A 16,743-nucleotide genomic window follows, 5' to 3' on the forward strand; every position below is an offset into this window, starting at 1 on the left:
AATATCAGGTCCTTGGTTTACTCGCATCAAAATATTTCTTAGTCAAATCAAGCCTTGATAACATTGCTCTTGCAGCGTGAATAAATAGAGTTCGTAATTATTTATCACCTAGCTTACTAATACTGTGTATTAACATGAAGAAGATCGCTCAATAACCCCCTGTGTCAGACTAGTTGTCGCCTTTTATTAAATAATACATTGGAGACAAAATTCCTCAACCTGCAATTGATTTAGAAACTAGAGAACAAGGTCTAATTTGGTTACTTCCACTATGTCAGAACGTGAATTAGCTGAATATTGTAGAGAAAAAGACTTTTAGGTAGTTTACTGCGTAGTGTCAATCTGCTACCTAACATATATTGTTTTTGTTCACGGTAACCCAGTTCAATTTCCCAGCAGTGACCATAAAGGCTGCCTATATCAGCAGCGGATAACGCATCGGGTCTATCATCGAGGTGATGACCTCATAATTTTTACCATGAACTTTTCTTGTGATTAACCTTGCTGTTATTTCTTTTGGTAGCTCTGGCCACCGCTTTCTTGTTCTTGGGTTACTCATCAGTTTGATGAGTTTATCATTGCGCCCTAGCGAGCGAATGATTTCATATTGTAAGTTCTTTTTGACGGGTATCAGCCAGTGACGTTCAGTTCCTGTTTCTTGCCATTCATGTAACAATCCCAGTGAATAAAAGCCTTTGTCGAATAATGTGAGACTATTATTAGGCGTTGTGTCTATGAGCTGCTCAATGCCATCTGGCATACCATTCTGGTAACTTAGCATCTTTAACCCATTGACTGCTCATACGCTGAAAGACTGCTTTCATCGCATCTTCACCGAGTTTTTTTGTCGCTGAGTTAACGCACTTGGCACTACAAATACCTTGCCTGTTCGGTCTACAATATCAAGTTGATTAACGATATCTGCCATCGATTTATCATTATAGAGAGCCATCCCGACAAGTAACCAAACCATCGATTCAAGGGTTAATTTACGTTTACGTAAGGTGACTGTATCAGTCAGTGAATAGGCTTCATTAATGAGCTCAATAGGCCATAAATCAAATAGCGTTTCGACCTGATTAGGCTTCCATTGATTGATGACATCAAGGGCTTGATAAACGTGCATAAAAAAATCCAAGTATTATAAGACACTTGGATTTTTACAGCTGAGAAGGATCAGTCAACCGATCATATTTCTCTTAACTGATCGGCATTAAATATCGGGTATTGTTTTTAGTAATTGTGCTCTTTCATCTTGATCCACTATGTTTAATAAAAATTATCTTGCTGCTTAATTCGTTCATTAAGAAGTACATAGTACTCATGAGTTTCTACCAATGCTTGCAATAACAATTTAGGTATTCTGTCTGGTTGTAGTGATAGCCAATCAAACAATTTTTTCATGTTAGAGTGATAGTGAGGAAACTCAAACCAAACTCGAGTAAGATTGAGCTTGATATAAACGTAATTTTTGTTGTTGCCGGTCTGTTGAATTTGAGAAAGCTGAATTCGAAACTATCCGTTGGCAGGCACTTATTGCCAGGTGTTGTCCCTGTGAATGCGGTATTTTTTTACCTTTTATAGATTAAATGATTTGTTTCGTTTCAGTTGGCTCTGAGTTGCAGTAAACTATCCGCTTAAACTGATATTAAGGACAGCTCGATGACAGATAAATCAAATAAAACCACTCATTTTGGCTATAAAACCGTAGAGTCAGACCAAAAGGTCGATATGGTTGCGAGTGTTTTTCATTCAGTTGCGGCAAAATATGATGTCATGAATGACCTTATGTCTCTGGGTATTCATCGTCTATGGAAACGTTTTACGATTGATTGCAGTGGTGTAAGACCTGGCCATAAAGTTTTAGATCTTGCCGGTGGTACTGGTGATTTAACTGCTAAATTTTCACGTCTTGTTGGTGATATGGGAGCTGTAACGCTTGCAGATATTAACGATTCAATGCTAAAAGTTGGCCGGGCAAAATTACGTGACCGTGGTATTGTTGGTAACGTGACATATGTTCAAGCCAATGCTGAAGCACTGCCTTTCCCTGACAATCATTTTGATTTGATCACTATCGCATTTGGTTTACGTAACGTAACAGACAAAGATAAAGCGCTGGCATCGATGTTCCGTGTATTAAAACCAGGTGGGCGTTTATTAGTTCTGGAATTCTCAAAACCAGATTCTGATGTATTAAATAAAGTTTATGATTTTTATTCATTCAATATTCTACCTAAGATAGGTAAATTAATTGCGGATGATGGTGATAGTTACCAATATCTGGCCGAATCAATCCGTATGCATCCAAATCAAGAAACATTAAAAGGTATGATGGAAACTGCCGGTTTTGAAAGCGTTGAATATCACAATTTGACTGGTGGTATTGTTGCGCTGCACCGCGGTTACAAATTCTAAGGAATGCTGATGCCAATCGAAATGCTTGTTACTGCTGGGATTGAAATGTTTTTGAATCAATTATTAAAAGCAGATACAAATGCCGTGGATAAGATCGCGTCGCTAAAAGGTAAAGTGTTACAAGTAAATATTGCGGAGTTGCCAAAGCCACTTTATTTTATTTTTTCATCTCAGATCGATGTGTTAGCCAAGTATGACGGTGATGCTGATTGCTGTATGGATATAAAGTTGTCTAGCCTTTCTCGCTTACAAGATAGTTCACAATTCACGGCACTGATTAAAGAAGGTGAATTGGATATGCGCGGCGATCCTATGGTAGCAAGCAAATTTAGCATTATGTTAAAAGAATTAGATATTGATTGGGAAGAGCATTTATCTCGTTACACTGGTGATGTTGCCGCACATAAGTTAGTGCGAGGTGTAAAGTCGGGTCAAGCTTGGTTGCAAAATAACATGATGATCGCACGCTATAATGTGGCCGAGTATTTAATTGAAGAAATACGTTTAGCGCCCAGCGCCTTAGAAATCGCTAATTTTTGTGATGAAGTAAGTGAATTAGACCAACGATGTAAGCAGTTTGAAATGCGCTTGGCGTTATTGTCACGTAAGGAAGATGTATAAATGACATTGATTGAGCTAAAGCGCTTTTATCATATCCAAAAAGTGATCTTAGAATACGGTATTGATGAGTTACTACCGGTGAAATTGCAACCATTATCGGTACGTTTATTTCGAAAATCAATTTTTTGGCTTAAAAATAAACATGCGGATAAATCACCGGCAGAAAGAATTAAATTAGCATTACAACAACTTGGCCCAGTTTTTATTAAATTTGGGCAGATGCTATCAACGCGTCGTGATCTATTACCGCAAGAGTTTGCTGAGCAATTAGCGATGTTACAAGATCAGGTGCCACCATTTGATAGTAAATTAGCGATGCAGGAGATCGAATCTGCGCTTGGTAAGTCTATTGATGATGTGTTTGATGATTTTGATATGGTGCCATTAGCATCGGCATCGATTGCCCAAGTGCATACCGCTAAGTTAAAAAGTAATGGCGAAGAAGTCGTTATTAAAATTATCCGCCCTGATATCGAACCTATTATTCGTGCTGATACCCAGTTGATGAAACGACTGTCGAAAGTATTACTGAAATTAGTGCCAGAGGCAGCACGTTTGAGACCACTTGAGGTGGTTATGGATTATGAAAAAACCATTCTGGATGAATTGAATTTAGAACGTGAAGCGGCGAATACAATACAATTACGTCGTAATTTCCTGGATTCTAAAGAATTATATGTACCTGAGATATATCCAGATTTCACGCATAAAAATATGATTGTGATGGAGCGAATTTATGGTATTCCAGTATCGGATATTGCTGCGTTAAAAGCGCAGGGCACCAATATGAAGTTATTGGCTGAACGAGGTGTTGAGACCTTCTTTACCCAAGTTTTCCGTGATAGTTTTTTCCATGCCGATATGCATCCTGGTAATGTGTTTGTTTCTTATGAAACGCCTGAAGATCCGCGTTGGATTGGCATTGATTGTGGTATCGTCGGTACTTTAAATCGTGAAGACAAGCGTTATTTAGCAGAGAATTTGTTAGCCTTTTTCCATCGTGATTACCGTAAAGTTGCGGAATTACACGTGGACTCTGGTTGGGTGCCATCCTATGTTGATGTCAATGATTTTGAATTTGCGATCCGTACGGTGTGTGATCCTATCTTTGAAAAACCATTAGCTGAAATTTCTTTTGGTCACGTATTGGTTAATCTATTTGCTACTGCGCGTAAGTTTGATATGACAGTACAACCGCAATTAGTATTATTGCAAAAGACATTATTGTACATTGAGGGATTAGGTCGTCAGCTCTATCCTCAGCTAGACTTATGGGATACTGCAAAACCATTTCTTGAGCGTTGGGTTAAGGAACAGATGGGGCCACAAGCTGTGTTTTCGGCAGTAAAACAACGGGCGCCATTTTGGGCTGAAAAATTACCTGAGTTACCAGAGTTAGTGTTTGATACGCTGACAAAAGCAACCAAACAACAAGCTAAATTGGATAAACTGTTCACCCAAGCGGAACAATTTACTCAAAATCAGGCACAGTCAGGTAAAGGCCGTTATTTGCTGAGTGTGGGTGGTGTCATTATGATTTGTGCCGCAATAGTGTACAATCCAGACTCGACATCGTTAGCATTTAACTTAGCCAGTTTTGGCTTTGGGTTGACCGCACTCGGTTGGTTTAAGCTTAAATAATCGGAACGAAAAGCGCCGTTAACGTTATCGTAGATCAGGTGCCGTAAATATGTAGTCGATATACTGTATACTTATCGATATTAATAATGACGAATTAAATTAAATTACATAAAATAAGGTTTTATCATGGGCGGAATCAGTGTTACTCAGTTAATTATCATTGCTGTAATCATTCTTTTATTGTTTGGAACTAAGAAGTTACGTAATGTTGGTGGTGATTTAGGTGCGGCAGTTAAAGGCTTCAAAAAAGCCATGAGTGACGAAACGAAAGATACCAAAGCAGAAAATAAAGTGTTGGAAGAAACTAACGCAGTAAAAACAGCAGTAACAAAAGAAGCAACAGAAACAAAAAAAGATAAAGAACAGGCATAATGTATGTTTGATATCGGATTTTGGGAAATTATGGTTATTTCAGTGCTGGGCCTTTTAGTATTAGGGCCAGAGCGTTTACCTGTGGCGATAAGAACGGTAAGTATTTGGGTGAAAACCATCAAGGATGCAGCTAATTCGGTAAAAGATGAATTGTCACATGAATTAAAAATTCAAGAAATGCATGACAATTTGAAAAAAGCCGAGCAACAAGGCATGAACAATATCAGCCCTGAACTGCAGGATTCTATCGACTCTTTACGTGATGCAGCGGCCTCGGTAACGCGGCCTTATGCGGATGTGAAGACACCGACTTCAACCTCGAAATCTGCGGTTGAAGATAGACCTGAAAATGTAGAACAGGCAATCGAACAGGATAAAAAATAAATGGCAGCAGATCCAAATACTCAGCCTTTGATTACGCATTTAATCGAACTGAGAGATAGGTTATTACGTGCTAGTGCCGCAATCATCTTAATTTTTATATCATTAGTGTATTTTGCTAATGATATTTATCAGTTGGTTTCCGCTCCTTTGATTGCGCAATTACCGGCTGGCACAACCATGATTGCAACAGATGTCGCGACCCCGTTCTTTACGCCGATAAAGTTAACACTGGTTGCTTCTTCTTTTATTGCTATCCCTTGGATTTTGTACCAAGTTTGGGGTTTTATCGCACCAGGTTTGTATAAACATGAGAAAAAATTAATTGCGCCTTTGGTCATTAGCAGTGCTTTTCTTTTTTACCTTGGGGTCGCTTTTTCTTATTTTGTGGTGTTTCCTTTAGCGTTCCAGTTCTTTGCGTCTGCGGCGCCAGAAGGGGTAACATTTGCGCCTGATATTAGTAGTTATCTTGATTTTGTTTTGAAAATGTTTTTTGCGTTTGGTCTCGCATTTGAGATCCCCATTGCCACATTAGTATTATGTTGGACTGGTGCGACAACACCTGACAATTTACGTAAAAAACGCCCTTATATTGTTGTTGCTGCATTTATCATGGGGATGTTATTAACACCGCCAGATATTATTTCACAAACATTATTAGCGATACCTATGTTGCTATTGTTTGAGTTAGGTTTATTATTTTCTCGTTTTTACGTTAAACAGGACGAGACCAGAGATGATGAAACAGGAACTGATTGATATTGGCGTTAATTTAACAAACGCTGCTTTTCACAAAGATTTACCTGATGTTATTGAACGCGCCTCTGCCCAAGGGGTGCGTCGTTTAATTATTACTGGCACGAATATCGCCGAAAGCCAGCTTGCTTATCAACTTACCCAAGATTATCCACAACAACTTTATGCCACTGCAGGTATCCACCCACACGATGCACGCCATGCGACGGATTATAGCTGGCAGCAAATTAGAGCGCTAGCCCAGCATGATAGTGTGGTGGCTATTGGTGAATGTGGTTTGGATTTTAATCGTGATTTCTCGCCTCGCCCGATGCAAGAAGCTGCGTTTGCCAAGCAGTTAGAGATCGCGGCCGAATTAAATATGCCGGTATTTATGCACGAACGCGATGCTAACGAACGTTTTATTGCGATCTTAAAAGAATTTCGCTCGGCGTTACCCGCGGCGGTATTGCACTGTTTTACTGGCTCTGCGAGTGATCTAGCCGCGTGCTTAGAATTGGATTTACATATCGGTATTACCGGCTGGATCTGTGATGAGCGCCGTGGCGCTGAGTTATACCAGTTGGTGCGAGATATTCCTGCTGATCGGTTAATGCTGGAAACAGATGCGCCGTATTTACTACCTCGAAATCTGCAACCAAAACCCAAATCTCGCCGTAATGAACCTTGTTACTTACCGCACGTGGCGGCCACGATTGCCAGCGCGCGTGGTGAGGATATAGACACTTTACTTAGCCGCAGTCTACAAGTGACAGAACAGTTCTTCCAGCTTCCTCGGTTATGAGCATTATCACCTGTTTTCATTTTATTCTTGCATCACAGTAGACAAAACCGACTAATCAGTCTATTTTAATTGACTAACTAGTCGGTTTTTATATTGAGGTGTGAGCATGATGAGTGTAGCGGAAATCAAACTGAATGATAGCGATGGTATTGATGAGATTGCAGCAATGGAGCAGATCTTTGCGACGCAAAAAAAAGCCTATTTAAGCCAACCTGAATGGGATAAGGCCGAGCGTAAAAAACGCTTATTATTATTTAAAGTGGCTTTCTTAGCAAACAAAGAAGCGTTATTGACCGCTGTTTCTGAAGATTACGGCCACCGTTCTCGTTACGACACTTTAATTGCGGATATCTTACCAACGACGGCACAATTTAATTATACTCTCGCGCGCTTAGCGAAGTGGATGAAGCCGACACGACGTAGTCCTGGTTTGTTATTAGCGCCTGCAAGCGTCACTATCCATTATCAACCAGTTGGTGTGGTGGGCATTGTTGTTCCCTGGAACTTTCCGATTAATCTGGCTGTGGTTCCACTTATTACCAGTATTGCCGCCGGTAATCGCGCGATGCTCAAAATGTCGGAATTCACCCCGAAAACCAATCAAGTATTAAAGAAAATCATTACTTCGGTGTTTGATAGTAAAGACGTGTGTATTATTGAGGGTGAAACGGCTCTGTCTGCAGCGTTTACTAAATTGCCTTTTGATCACTTATTATTTACGGGGTCGACGGTTGTTGGTAAGCATGTTATGCGTGCCGCCGCAGATAACCTGACGCCTGTGACACTTGAATTAGGCGGTAAATCGCCAGTGGTAGTTGCCCCTGATATTGATATCAAAGTGGCCGTTAATCGTATTATGCTAGGCAAGAGCCTTAATGCCGGACAGATCTGTGTTGCCCCTGATTATATTCTTTGTCCGCGTGCGAAAGTTGCGGAGTTTGTGAACGAGTATCGTAATGAGTTTAATCGCCGTTATCCTGCAGCAATGCAGAATGATGACTACACCAATATTGTTGATGATCGTCAGTATACTCGTCTTAAATCATGGTTAGAAGATGCTAAGCAAAAAGGGGCGAAAGTTGAAACCATGCAAGATGGCAGTAGTTGTGATGATCAAAGACACCGCATGTTACCGCACTTATTATTAGATACAACGGAAAATATGCAGTTAATGCAGCATGAGATCTTTGGACCGTTATTACCTATTCTACCTTACGATACGATTGATGATGCAATTAGCCACATTAAAACGCGTCCACATCCATTAGCGTTATATATCATGAGTTTTGATAAAAATACTCAGCAACAGATCATACGTGAGACGATTTCCGGTGGCGTAGCGATTAATGATACAATTATGCATGTTGCAGCGGAAGATGCTCCGTTTGGTGGCGTTGGACCTGCCGGTATGGGACATTATCATGGTGTTGAAGGCTTCCGTACGTTTTCGAAATCAAAAACCATTTTGAAACAAGGCAAATTCCATTCTACGCGTTTTGTTCACGCGCCTTATGGGAGTTTGATACAAAAAATAATTTTGAAATTTTTCTTGAGATAATATGACTAAATCAAAAAGAACACTGATCTTGGATGCCGCATTAGCGTTATTCACGATCAATGGTTTTCACGGTACCACGACAGCTGCGATTGCACGTGAAGCTAAAGTTGCCACGGGTACCTTGTTTCATCACTTTGTGACCAAAGAAGTGTTAATTGAAGCCTTGTACCTTGAGGTGAAAAAAGAATTTGCGCAGGCGCTGTTACAGAAAAACGATCCAGATTCGGTGTTTCCATTAACAGATATTTGGGTTAACGGGGTCACTTGGTTAGTCTGTCAGCCACAAAAAATGGCGTTTATTCTACTGTGTAGCCATTCACTGTATTTTGATAAAAAGATCCAGCTGGCGATATGGCAAGAGGTATTAGGTTTTTTTACGCAATTGCTTAATACTGGTATTAAAAATGGCACTATTAAGGACTTACCTATTCAGTACCTACTCACCACATGTGAGAGTATCTTATTATCCACGGCGAGTTATGTGTATGCATTACCTGCAACAGATCAAAAGGTTGCGATTAATTCGTCAATTAGTGTAATTGTTGATGCTATTTCAGTACCAGGTGCAGATATTCACTTACTCTCGCGGTAAGATGAGCACATAACCAAGTGCAAATCCTTGAACTTGGTTGCCCAATGCGCATTCCTATCCTAGCAAGGAGATATCGTGAGTAAAACTATTCTAGGCGGCTTTCCGAACCGTCGCCCTCGTCGTAATCGTAAAAATAATTTTTCTCGCCGCTTAGTTGCAGAGCATCAATTAACGGTTAATGATCTCATCTACCCGATGTTTGTACTGGAAGGTACTGGCCGTCGTGAAGCGATTGATTCCATGCCGGGTATTGAGCGTTTATCGATTGATTTACTATTAGCAGAAGCCGCAGAATTGGTCGTGTTAGGCATTCCAATGATTGCCATCTTCCCAGTAACGCCGTTAGAACAAAAAAGTTTACTGGCTGAAGAAGCCTATAATGCCAATGGATTGGCACAAAAAGCGGTTAGAGCGTTAAAAGCATCATTCCCTGAGTTAGGTGTGATGACAGATGTGGCGCTGGACCCGTTCACGACGCATGGTCAGGACGGTATTATTGATGACAGCGGTTATATCCTTAACGATATTACCACAGATATATTGGTGAAACAGGCGCTTTCTCATGCTGAAGCAGGCGCTGATATTATTGCCCCGTCAGATATGATGGATGGTCGTATTGGCGCTATTCGTGCTGCGCTTGAAGAAGCCGGACATGTAAATACCCAAATCATGGCTTATTCTGCAAAATATGCATCTAATTACTATGGTCCTTTCCGTGATGCGGTGGGTTCTGCGAGTAATTTGAAAGGTGGCAGCAAAGTTACTTACCAAATGGATCCGGCTAATTCAGATGAAGCGTTACAGGAAGTCGCGATGGATATCGAAGAGGGCGCGGATATGGTGATGGTTAAACCGGGCATGCCTTATCTGGATATTGTCCGTCGGGTTAAAGATGAATTCGGTGTACCAACGTTTGCTTATCAAGTGAGTGGAGAATATGCGATGCACATGGCAGCAATTCAAAATGGTTGGCTGAAAGAGAAAGAATGTGTTTTAGAATCATTATTATGCTTCAAACGTGCGGGTGCTGACGGCATTCTGACATATTTTGCTAAACGCGTCGCTGTATGGTTGAAAGAAAATAACGCTTGATTATTTAGAGACCATGATCTTAGAGATAACTACACTGTAGGTAATCATGTCGCGTTAATAAAAAACCGAGCATCAAGCTCGGTTTTTTTGTTTTTATCATGACGATAATATATTGAAACTAGCGCTCTTGAATACGAAATTGCAGATGTTGCTTCGCTTGTAACTCTAATTCAGATGCTAATGCCGCTGCACGTAATGGATGTTGGGCTAACCAGTGCGTTGGCAAGGTGATAATTAAGGTATTTTCTTCTGCGAGAGTGAGTGAGAAATCAGGGATCGTACCATCAGTACGTCGCAAGGCTAATGTGCATGAGACTCTTAAAATACGACAAAGCAGTAACGCACTGGCGTAGCTGATTGCGGATTGTTGCGCTAACAAAGATAAATTTAATTCATCACGCTGATTAATCAATAACGCCGACAGCAGTTGTTTCTGCGCTTTGGTAAAACCAAGCATCATCGTGTTATCGATAATATAAGCGGCATGTTGTGGCGCTTTTTTATAATCAATTGATAAACCGATTTCGTGTAAGCCGCTAACGTAAGCAAGTAAAGGACCGGCTTGAGTATCGTCTGCTGCAATGGTATATTTTAACTGATCGAAGGCTTTTAGCGCGGTGTGTTTAACACGTTCAGCTTGTTCTAGATCTAACTGATGTTTGATCATTAATCCATGGACTGTTTGTTGGCGAACATTGTGACTGGCACGGAGTCCGGTCATTTCGTAAATAACCCCTTCTCTTAACGCGCCCCCGGCTAAAAACATATTGTTAATATCGAGGTTTTCAAATAACGCGGTAAGAATAGCTAAACCACTGGTAAATACAGGTTTTCTATCGGTTGCTAAGCCTTTAATATTCAGGTTATCCATATGACCACAAGCAATCGCTTGCTGCTGAATACGATGTAGTTTAGCCAGTGTTATGTATTCGTTTTCACCTTGTGCAACCATAATTTCTTGCAGGGCTTGGATCGTACCGGAAGCGCCGATACAAGTATCCCAGCCAAAGGTTAAATACTTTTCTTGCAGAGGGTTCAACACCGCTTTTGCCGCATCAATAGCCTGGGTAAAGTTGTGTTGATTGAGCTTACCATCGGTAAAATAGTGTTTTAACCAAGTGACACAACCCATTTTAAAGCTATAAAGTAATTTAGCTTGGGCTTGTTCACCAATAATGAGTTCAGTGCTAGCGCCGCCAATATCTATCACTAAACGATTACCTTGACCACTGCTGGTATAGGCAACGCCTTTGTAGATAAGTGCGGCTTCTTGTTCTCCGGAAATAATATTTATCGGATGAGCCAATATTTGTTCTGCTGTTGTGAGAAACTCCGCTACATTATTCGCTAAGCGTAATGTAGCCGTGCCAACAATACGAATATTCGCAGTCGGAATATCCTGTAATTGTTCTGCAAACAAACTTAAGCAATCCCATCCACGCTGTAACGCGGCTTGGTCAAGATGATTGTTTGCATCAAGGCCGGCAGCAAGTCTCACTTTGCGTTTAACTTTAGCTACAGTTTGTAGACTATTGTTAATTTCACGAACAACCAGCATATGAAAGCTGTTTGAACCAAGGTCAATGACAGCATATAAATTGGACGAACTTTTTTTACTCACACTAATCACTTTATCTATAAACAAACTATTTAATTAATGGGTTTTGTTATGCGGATTATGCTGACGTTGGCCAGTACGACGCGTTCTGTTATTGCGATCGTTCATTGATCTTGAATTACCTGGACGCGCACGTTTAGTGTGAATTGGTCGTGGTAAGTCAGTGAGCAATGCGGATTTATCGTAATGGCAAACTGGGATCGTATGTTCAATGAATTCTTCAATCGCGGGTAAATTATAAATGTATTTTTCACAAGCGAAACTAATTGAATGACCTTCTGCACCAGCACGACCGGTACGGCCAATACGGTGTACGTAATCACCACAATTATCTGGTAAATCATAGTTAAATACATGACTTACTGCAGGAATATGTAGGCCACGTGCAGCCACATCGGTTGCGACTAAGATATCTAATGTACCTTGGGTAAACTGCTCGAGAATGCTGTTACGTTTCTTCTGCGGGATATCGCCAGTTAACAAGCCAACGCGATGTTTATCTGCCGCGAGGTGACCCCAAATGTCTTCACATTTGTGTTTTGTGTTAGCAAATACAATAGCGCGTTCTGGCCATTCTTCTTCGATTAACGTTTGTAATAAAGCCATTTTATCATCATTTGACGGATGGAATAGCTCTTGAGTGATGCTGCTGCCGGTCACTTTTTCTGCATCAACGGTCACTTCTTCGGGTTCATTCATGTGCTGATAAGCCAGTTCGCGAATATCCCAAGTAAAGGTAGCTGAAAATAGTAAGTTTAGGCGCTGCTTTGGCTCTGGCATTTTACGCATTAGATAACGAATATCTTTAATGAAACCTTGGTCCAACATGCGATCGGCTTCATCAAGCACTAATGCTTCAACACCGGACAAATCCATTGCGTTTTGTTTTTCAAAATCAATGATTCGGCCCACGGTACCAATAATAATATCAACGCCTTTTGCAAGATTATCACGTTGAATATCGTAGCTTTCGCCACCATAAACTAGCCCCATTTTAAGGCCTGTCGCTTTGGCGATTGGTAATGCATCTTTATGAATTTGAATTGCAAGTTCGCGAGTTGGCGCTAAGATAATGGCGCGAGGCTTATTTTTTGGACGATCTTCAGCGACTGGTTTTTTCAATAAATGATGGAAAATAGCGGCTAAAAATGCAATCGTTTTACCTGTCCCTGTCTGTGCTTGACCAGCGACATCTTTACCTTTGATGGAAAATGGCAAACTAAGCGCTTGAATTGGTGTACAATATTCGAAGCCTGACGCTTCTAACCCAGACAGTACGTCGGCATTAAGGCCAAACTGGGAGAACTTATGTTCTGTAAGATGTTTTTTGCTCATTTAATTAGCATATCAGGTTAAGCTTGCATTAAGAACTTAAATCTATTGAAATAGGACAATGAGTCCCACATATATATAGTAACAAAATTATTTTATTGGAGTAAAAAATGAGCGACAAAATTATTCAGCTAACCGATGCTGCTTTTGATACGGATGTTATAAATTCAGAATTACCTGTACTAGTTGATTTCTGGGCTGAATGGTGTGGACCTTGCAAAATGATCGCACCAATCTTAAGTGAAGTTGCGGAAGAGTACGCAGGTAAAGTAATTATCGGAAAACTAAATATCGATCAAAATTCAGATACTCCACCTAAATTTGGTATTCGCGGTATTCCGACTTTATTGTTATTTAAAAATGGTGCTGTAGCAGCAACTAAAGTTGGCGCATTATCAAAAGCGCAATTACAAAGTTTTCTAGACGAAAACCTGTAACATGTAAAATACTGACGAGATTTTGTTTTTTAATCTCGTCAGTATGCTATTATTTAGTGGACGAATAAAATTATTAATGCTAATTTGACTGTTCGTTTATTGTTCTATGTGCCGAATCTGGCATCATAATCAATGATCCGATCATTGATTCAATAACTCAAAAAATATCGATTCATTACTTAGTTTAATGTCTCACACACTCGATCATTGATTCAATTATTTTATCCTTGGTTGACATCCCGTTACGCAAAGGTTGCATAAGCTCGAACTCATCATTATGAATTTAACCGAATTAAAAAACACACCAGTTTCTGAACTTGTAAAACTGGGCGAATCTATGGGTCTAGAAAATCTGGCTCGCTTAAGAAAACAAGATATCATCTTCTCGATCCTAAAAGTTCACGCGAAAAGCGGCGAGGACATTTTTGGTGATGGTGTTTTAGAGATCTTGCAGGATGGCTTTGGGTTCTTGCGCTCAGCAGACAGCTCATATCTCGCCGGACCTGATGATATTTATGTATCACCAAGTCAGATACGTCGCTTTAACTTGCGAACGGGTGATACCGTTGGCGGTAAAATTAGACCGCCAAAAGATGGCGAACGCTATTTTGCGCTGTTAAAAATTGACCAAGTTAACTATGACCGTCCAGAAAACTCTCGTAATAAAATCCTCTTTGAAAACCTAACGCCAATCCACCCGATTGAACGTTTTCGTTTAGAACGTGGTAATGGCAGTACCGAAGATATTACCGCACGTATTCTTGATTTAAGTGCGCCGATCGGTAAAGGTCAACGTGGTTTAATTGTGGCACCGCCGAAAGCCGGTAAAACCATGTTATTACAAAATATTGCCTCTTCAATTGCGTTAAATTATCCAGATGCGATATTGATGGTTCTACTTATCGATGAACGTCCGGAAGAAGTAACAGAGATGCGCCGTTTGGTGCGTGGAGAAGTTATTGCTTCTACTTTTGATGAGCCCGCGAGCCGTCATGTACAAGTAGCAGAAATGATGATTGAAAAAGCCAAGCGTCTTGTAGAACACAAGAAAGACGTGATCATCTTACTGGATTCTATCACCCGTCTGGCCCGTGCTTACAATACGGTAACACCATCATCTGGTAAGATCTTATCTGGTGGTATTGATGCCAATGCATTACACCGTCCAAAACGTTTCTTTGGTGCTGCACGTAAAGTTGAAGAAGGTGGTTCTTTAACTATTATCGCAACAGCATTGATTGATACTGGTTCGAAAATGGACGAGGTCATTTACGAAGAATTTAAAGGTACAGGTAACCAAGAGTTACACCTTAATCGTAAAATTGCAGAGCGTCGTATTTATCCTGCGATTGATTTCACGCGTTCAGGTACCCGTCGTGAAGAGCTATTAGCAGATAAAAATGAGCTACAAAAAATGTGGATCCTACGTAAGATTATTCATCCAATGGGTGAGATCGATGCGATGGAATTCCTGATTGATAAGCTGGCCATGACGAAAACGAATGAGCAATTCTTCGAAGCAATGAAGAAGCAAAAATCATAATCGCTTAAGTTAACTGTCTGTGATTAATATTTAAAATAAACGCCATATATTTTGTTTTTATAACAAGTGTGTGGCGTTTTTTTTTCAAAAAATAGCGTGGAATTGTTTATGAAATATAAAGATCTGAGAGACTTTATTGCCTTACTTGAAAGCAAAGGCGAATTAAAACGTATTCATCAAGAAATTGATCCGTATTTAGAAATGACGGAAATTTGCGATCGCACATTAAAAGCAGGCGGTCCGGCATTATTATTTGAAAATCCGAAAGGCTATACTATGCCGGTATTGGGTAACCTGTTTGGTACACCCGATCGCGTGGCGATGGGCATGGGTCGTGAAAGCGTCAGTGAACTGCGTGAAGTGGGTGAATGGTTAGCTTATTTAAAAGAACCTGAGCCACCGAAAGGTTTTAAAGAATTAATGGAAAAAGTACCGATCTTTAAACAGGTACTGAATATGCCCACTAAAAGACTGCGTAAAGCACCCTGCCAGGAAATCGTGTTAACAGGCGATGACGTTGATTTAAGTCAGATCCCTATTCAGCATTGCTGGCCAGGAGACGTGGCCCCATTAATTACCTGGGGTTTAACGATCACCCAAGGCCCTTATAAAAAACGTCAGAATTTAGGTATTTATCGTCAGCAAGTGCTGAGTAAAAACAAATTAATTATGCGTTGGTTATCGCATCGTGGTGGTGCGCTGGATTTTAAAGAATTTCAAGAACTAAACCCAGGTGAGAATTACCCAGTGTCTGTGGCGCTAGGAGCTGATCCCGCAACAATTTTAGGTGCGGTAACGCCGGTACCAGACTCATTATCTGAATATGCTTTTGCAGGTTTATTACGTGGTAGTCGTACAGAAGTAGTTAAGTCTATTTCAAATGATTTAGATGTGCCTGCTAGCGCTGAAATTATTTTGGAAGGCTACATCGCTCCAGGCGAAATGGCAGAAGAGGGCCCTTATGGTGATCATACTGGTTATTATAACGAGACTGACTCTTTTCCCGTCTTTACGGTGACGCACATCACGATGCGTAAAGATGCCATTTATCATTCGACGTATACAGGCCGTCCTATTGATGAACCTGCGGTACTGGGTGTGGCATTGAACGAAGTCTTTGTGCCAATTTTACAAAAGCAATATCCTGAAATTGTTGATTTTTATTTACCGCCAGAAGGTTGTTCTTATCGCATGGCGATAGTGACAATTAAGAAACAATATCCAGGCCATGCGAAACGCGTGATGCTGGGGGTATGGTCATTCTTGCGTCAGTTCATGTATACCAAATTTGTGATCGTCTGTGATGATGATATTAATGCGCGTGATTGGAATGATGTGATCTGGGCGATCACCACCCGTATGGATCCTGCGCGTGATACCACGTTGATTGAGAATACGCCTATTGATTACCTTGATTTTGCATCCCCGGTATCAGGTCTTGGCTCAAAAATGGGCATGGATGCAACCAATAAATGGCCTGGTGAGACAGATCGCGAATGGGGTGTACCGATTGTGATGGATGAGAAGGTTAAGCAGCGCGTCGATGATTTATGGGACGAATTAGGGATTTTGTGATATAAATGAGCTAGTTCATGAAA

At 40.6% G+C, this 16,743-nt stretch carries 15 protein-coding genes and 1 pseudogene; 13 read left to right on the forward strand and 3 right to left on the reverse strand.

The genetic code is table 11. From position 1 onward, the window contains the following. Positions 1–314: 314 nt before the first annotated feature. Positions 315–1,126, reverse strand: a pseudogene (locus MORIYA_RS14275) (transposase domain-containing protein); the annotation flags it as partial. A gap of 536 nt (positions 1,127–1,662) precedes the next feature. Between MORIYA_RS14275 and ubiE the strand changes: the two are divergent. The 10 genes from ubiE to hemB all read left to right on the forward strand — a co-directional run bounded on the left by ubiE (position 1,663) and on the right by hemB (position 10,215). Next, the gene (ubiE, locus tag MORIYA_RS14280) at positions 1,663–2,418 is read left to right on the forward strand and encodes a bifunctional demethylmenaquinone methyltransferase/2-methoxy-6-polyprenyl-1,4-benzoquinol methylase UbiE (protein WP_112716160.1); all 756 of its coding nucleotides are present in this window, start codon (positions 1,663–1,665) and stop codon (positions 2,416–2,418) included. Between the two features lie 9 nt (positions 2,419–2,427). After that, the gene (locus MORIYA_RS14285; protein ID WP_112716162.1) at positions 2,428–3,039 is read left to right on the forward strand and encodes a ubiquinone biosynthesis accessory factor UbiJ; all 612 of its coding nucleotides are present in this window, start codon (positions 2,428–2,430) and stop codon (positions 3,037–3,039) included. Then, positions 3,040–4,680 (forward strand): ubiquinone biosynthesis regulatory protein kinase UbiB, encoded by a 1,641-nt coding sequence (gene ubiB, locus MORIYA_RS14290; RefSeq protein WP_112716164.1) that lies wholly within the window; start codon positions 3,040–3,042, stop codon positions 4,678–4,680. It begins immediately after the preceding gene. 126 nt (positions 4,681–4,806) lie between these two features. Continuing rightward, on the forward strand, positions 4,807–5,052 hold the full coding sequence (gene tatA / locus MORIYA_RS14295; RefSeq protein ID WP_112716166.1) for a twin-arginine translocase TatA/TatE family subunit: 246 nt from the start codon (positions 4,807–4,809) through the stop codon (positions 5,050–5,052). Positions 5,053–5,055: 3 nt separating this feature from the next. Continuing rightward, positions 5,056–5,436, forward strand: coding sequence for a Sec-independent protein translocase protein TatB (tatB, locus tag MORIYA_RS14300; protein ID WP_112716168.1), 381 nt, complete (start codon positions 5,056–5,058; stop codon positions 5,434–5,436). After that, a complete protein-coding gene (gene tatC / locus MORIYA_RS14305; RefSeq protein WP_112716170.1) occupies positions 5,437–6,192 on the forward strand; it encodes a twin-arginine translocase subunit TatC in 756 nt (251 codons plus the stop codon). Continuing rightward, on the forward strand, positions 6,170–6,973 hold the full coding sequence (locus MORIYA_RS14310) for a TatD family hydrolase (protein ID WP_112716172.1): 804 nt from the start codon (positions 6,170–6,172) through the stop codon (positions 6,971–6,973). The genes tatC and MORIYA_RS14310 overlap by 23 nt, the downstream gene beginning before the upstream one ends. A gap of 109 nt (positions 6,974–7,082) precedes the next feature. Further along, the gene (locus MORIYA_RS14315; RefSeq protein ID WP_112718619.1) at positions 7,083–8,531 is read left to right on the forward strand and encodes a coniferyl aldehyde dehydrogenase; all 1,449 of its coding nucleotides are present in this window, start codon (positions 7,083–7,085) and stop codon (positions 8,529–8,531) included. Position 8,532: 1 nt separating this feature from the next. Then, complete coding sequence (locus MORIYA_RS14320) at positions 8,533–9,123, forward strand: TetR/AcrR family transcriptional regulator (protein ID WP_112716174.1); 591 nt, start codon at positions 8,533–8,535, stop codon at positions 9,121–9,123. Between the two features lie 75 nt (positions 9,124–9,198). Continuing rightward, a complete protein-coding gene (gene hemB, locus MORIYA_RS14325; RefSeq protein WP_112716176.1) occupies positions 9,199–10,215 on the forward strand; it encodes a porphobilinogen synthase in 1,017 nt (338 codons plus the stop codon). Between the two features lie 118 nt (positions 10,216–10,333). Here hemB and gppA read toward each other — a convergent pair whose 3' ends face one another. Both gppA and rhlB read right to left on the reverse strand, forming a co-directional pair. Then, entirely contained in the window at positions 10,334–11,836 is a 1,503-nt protein-coding gene (gene gppA, locus MORIYA_RS14330) for a guanosine-5'-triphosphate,3'-diphosphate diphosphatase (RefSeq protein ID WP_112716178.1), read from the reverse strand. Between the two features lie 33 nt (positions 11,837–11,869). After that, positions 11,870–13,168, reverse strand: a complete 1,299-nt coding sequence (gene rhlB, locus MORIYA_RS14335) for an ATP-dependent RNA helicase RhlB (protein WP_112716180.1) — start codon at positions 13,166–13,168, stop codon at positions 11,870–11,872. Between the two features lie 107 nt (positions 13,169–13,275). Here rhlB and trxA point away from each other — a divergent pair, with 107 nt between their 5' ends. From trxA to ubiD, 3 genes are all read left to right on the forward strand, one after another. Next, on the forward strand, positions 13,276–13,602 hold the full coding sequence (gene trxA / locus MORIYA_RS14340; protein WP_112716182.1) for a thioredoxin TrxA: 327 nt from the start codon (positions 13,276–13,278) through the stop codon (positions 13,600–13,602). Positions 13,603–13,879: 277 nt separating this feature from the next. After that, the gene (gene rho, locus MORIYA_RS14345; protein WP_112716184.1) at positions 13,880–15,145 is read left to right on the forward strand and encodes a transcription termination factor Rho; all 1,266 of its coding nucleotides are present in this window, start codon (positions 13,880–13,882) and stop codon (positions 15,143–15,145) included. 108 nt (positions 15,146–15,253) lie between these two features. Next, positions 15,254–16,720, forward strand: coding sequence for a 4-hydroxy-3-polyprenylbenzoate decarboxylase (gene ubiD, locus MORIYA_RS14350; RefSeq protein WP_112716186.1), 1,467 nt, complete (start codon positions 15,254–15,256; stop codon positions 16,718–16,720). Positions 16,721–16,743 lie beyond the last annotated feature (23 nt).

Origin of the sequence: Moritella yayanosii, from assembly GCF_900465055.1 — a bacterium.
In the GTDB taxonomy this organism is placed as follows: domain Bacteria; phylum Pseudomonadota; class Gammaproteobacteria; order Enterobacterales; family Moritellaceae; genus Moritella; species Moritella yayanosii.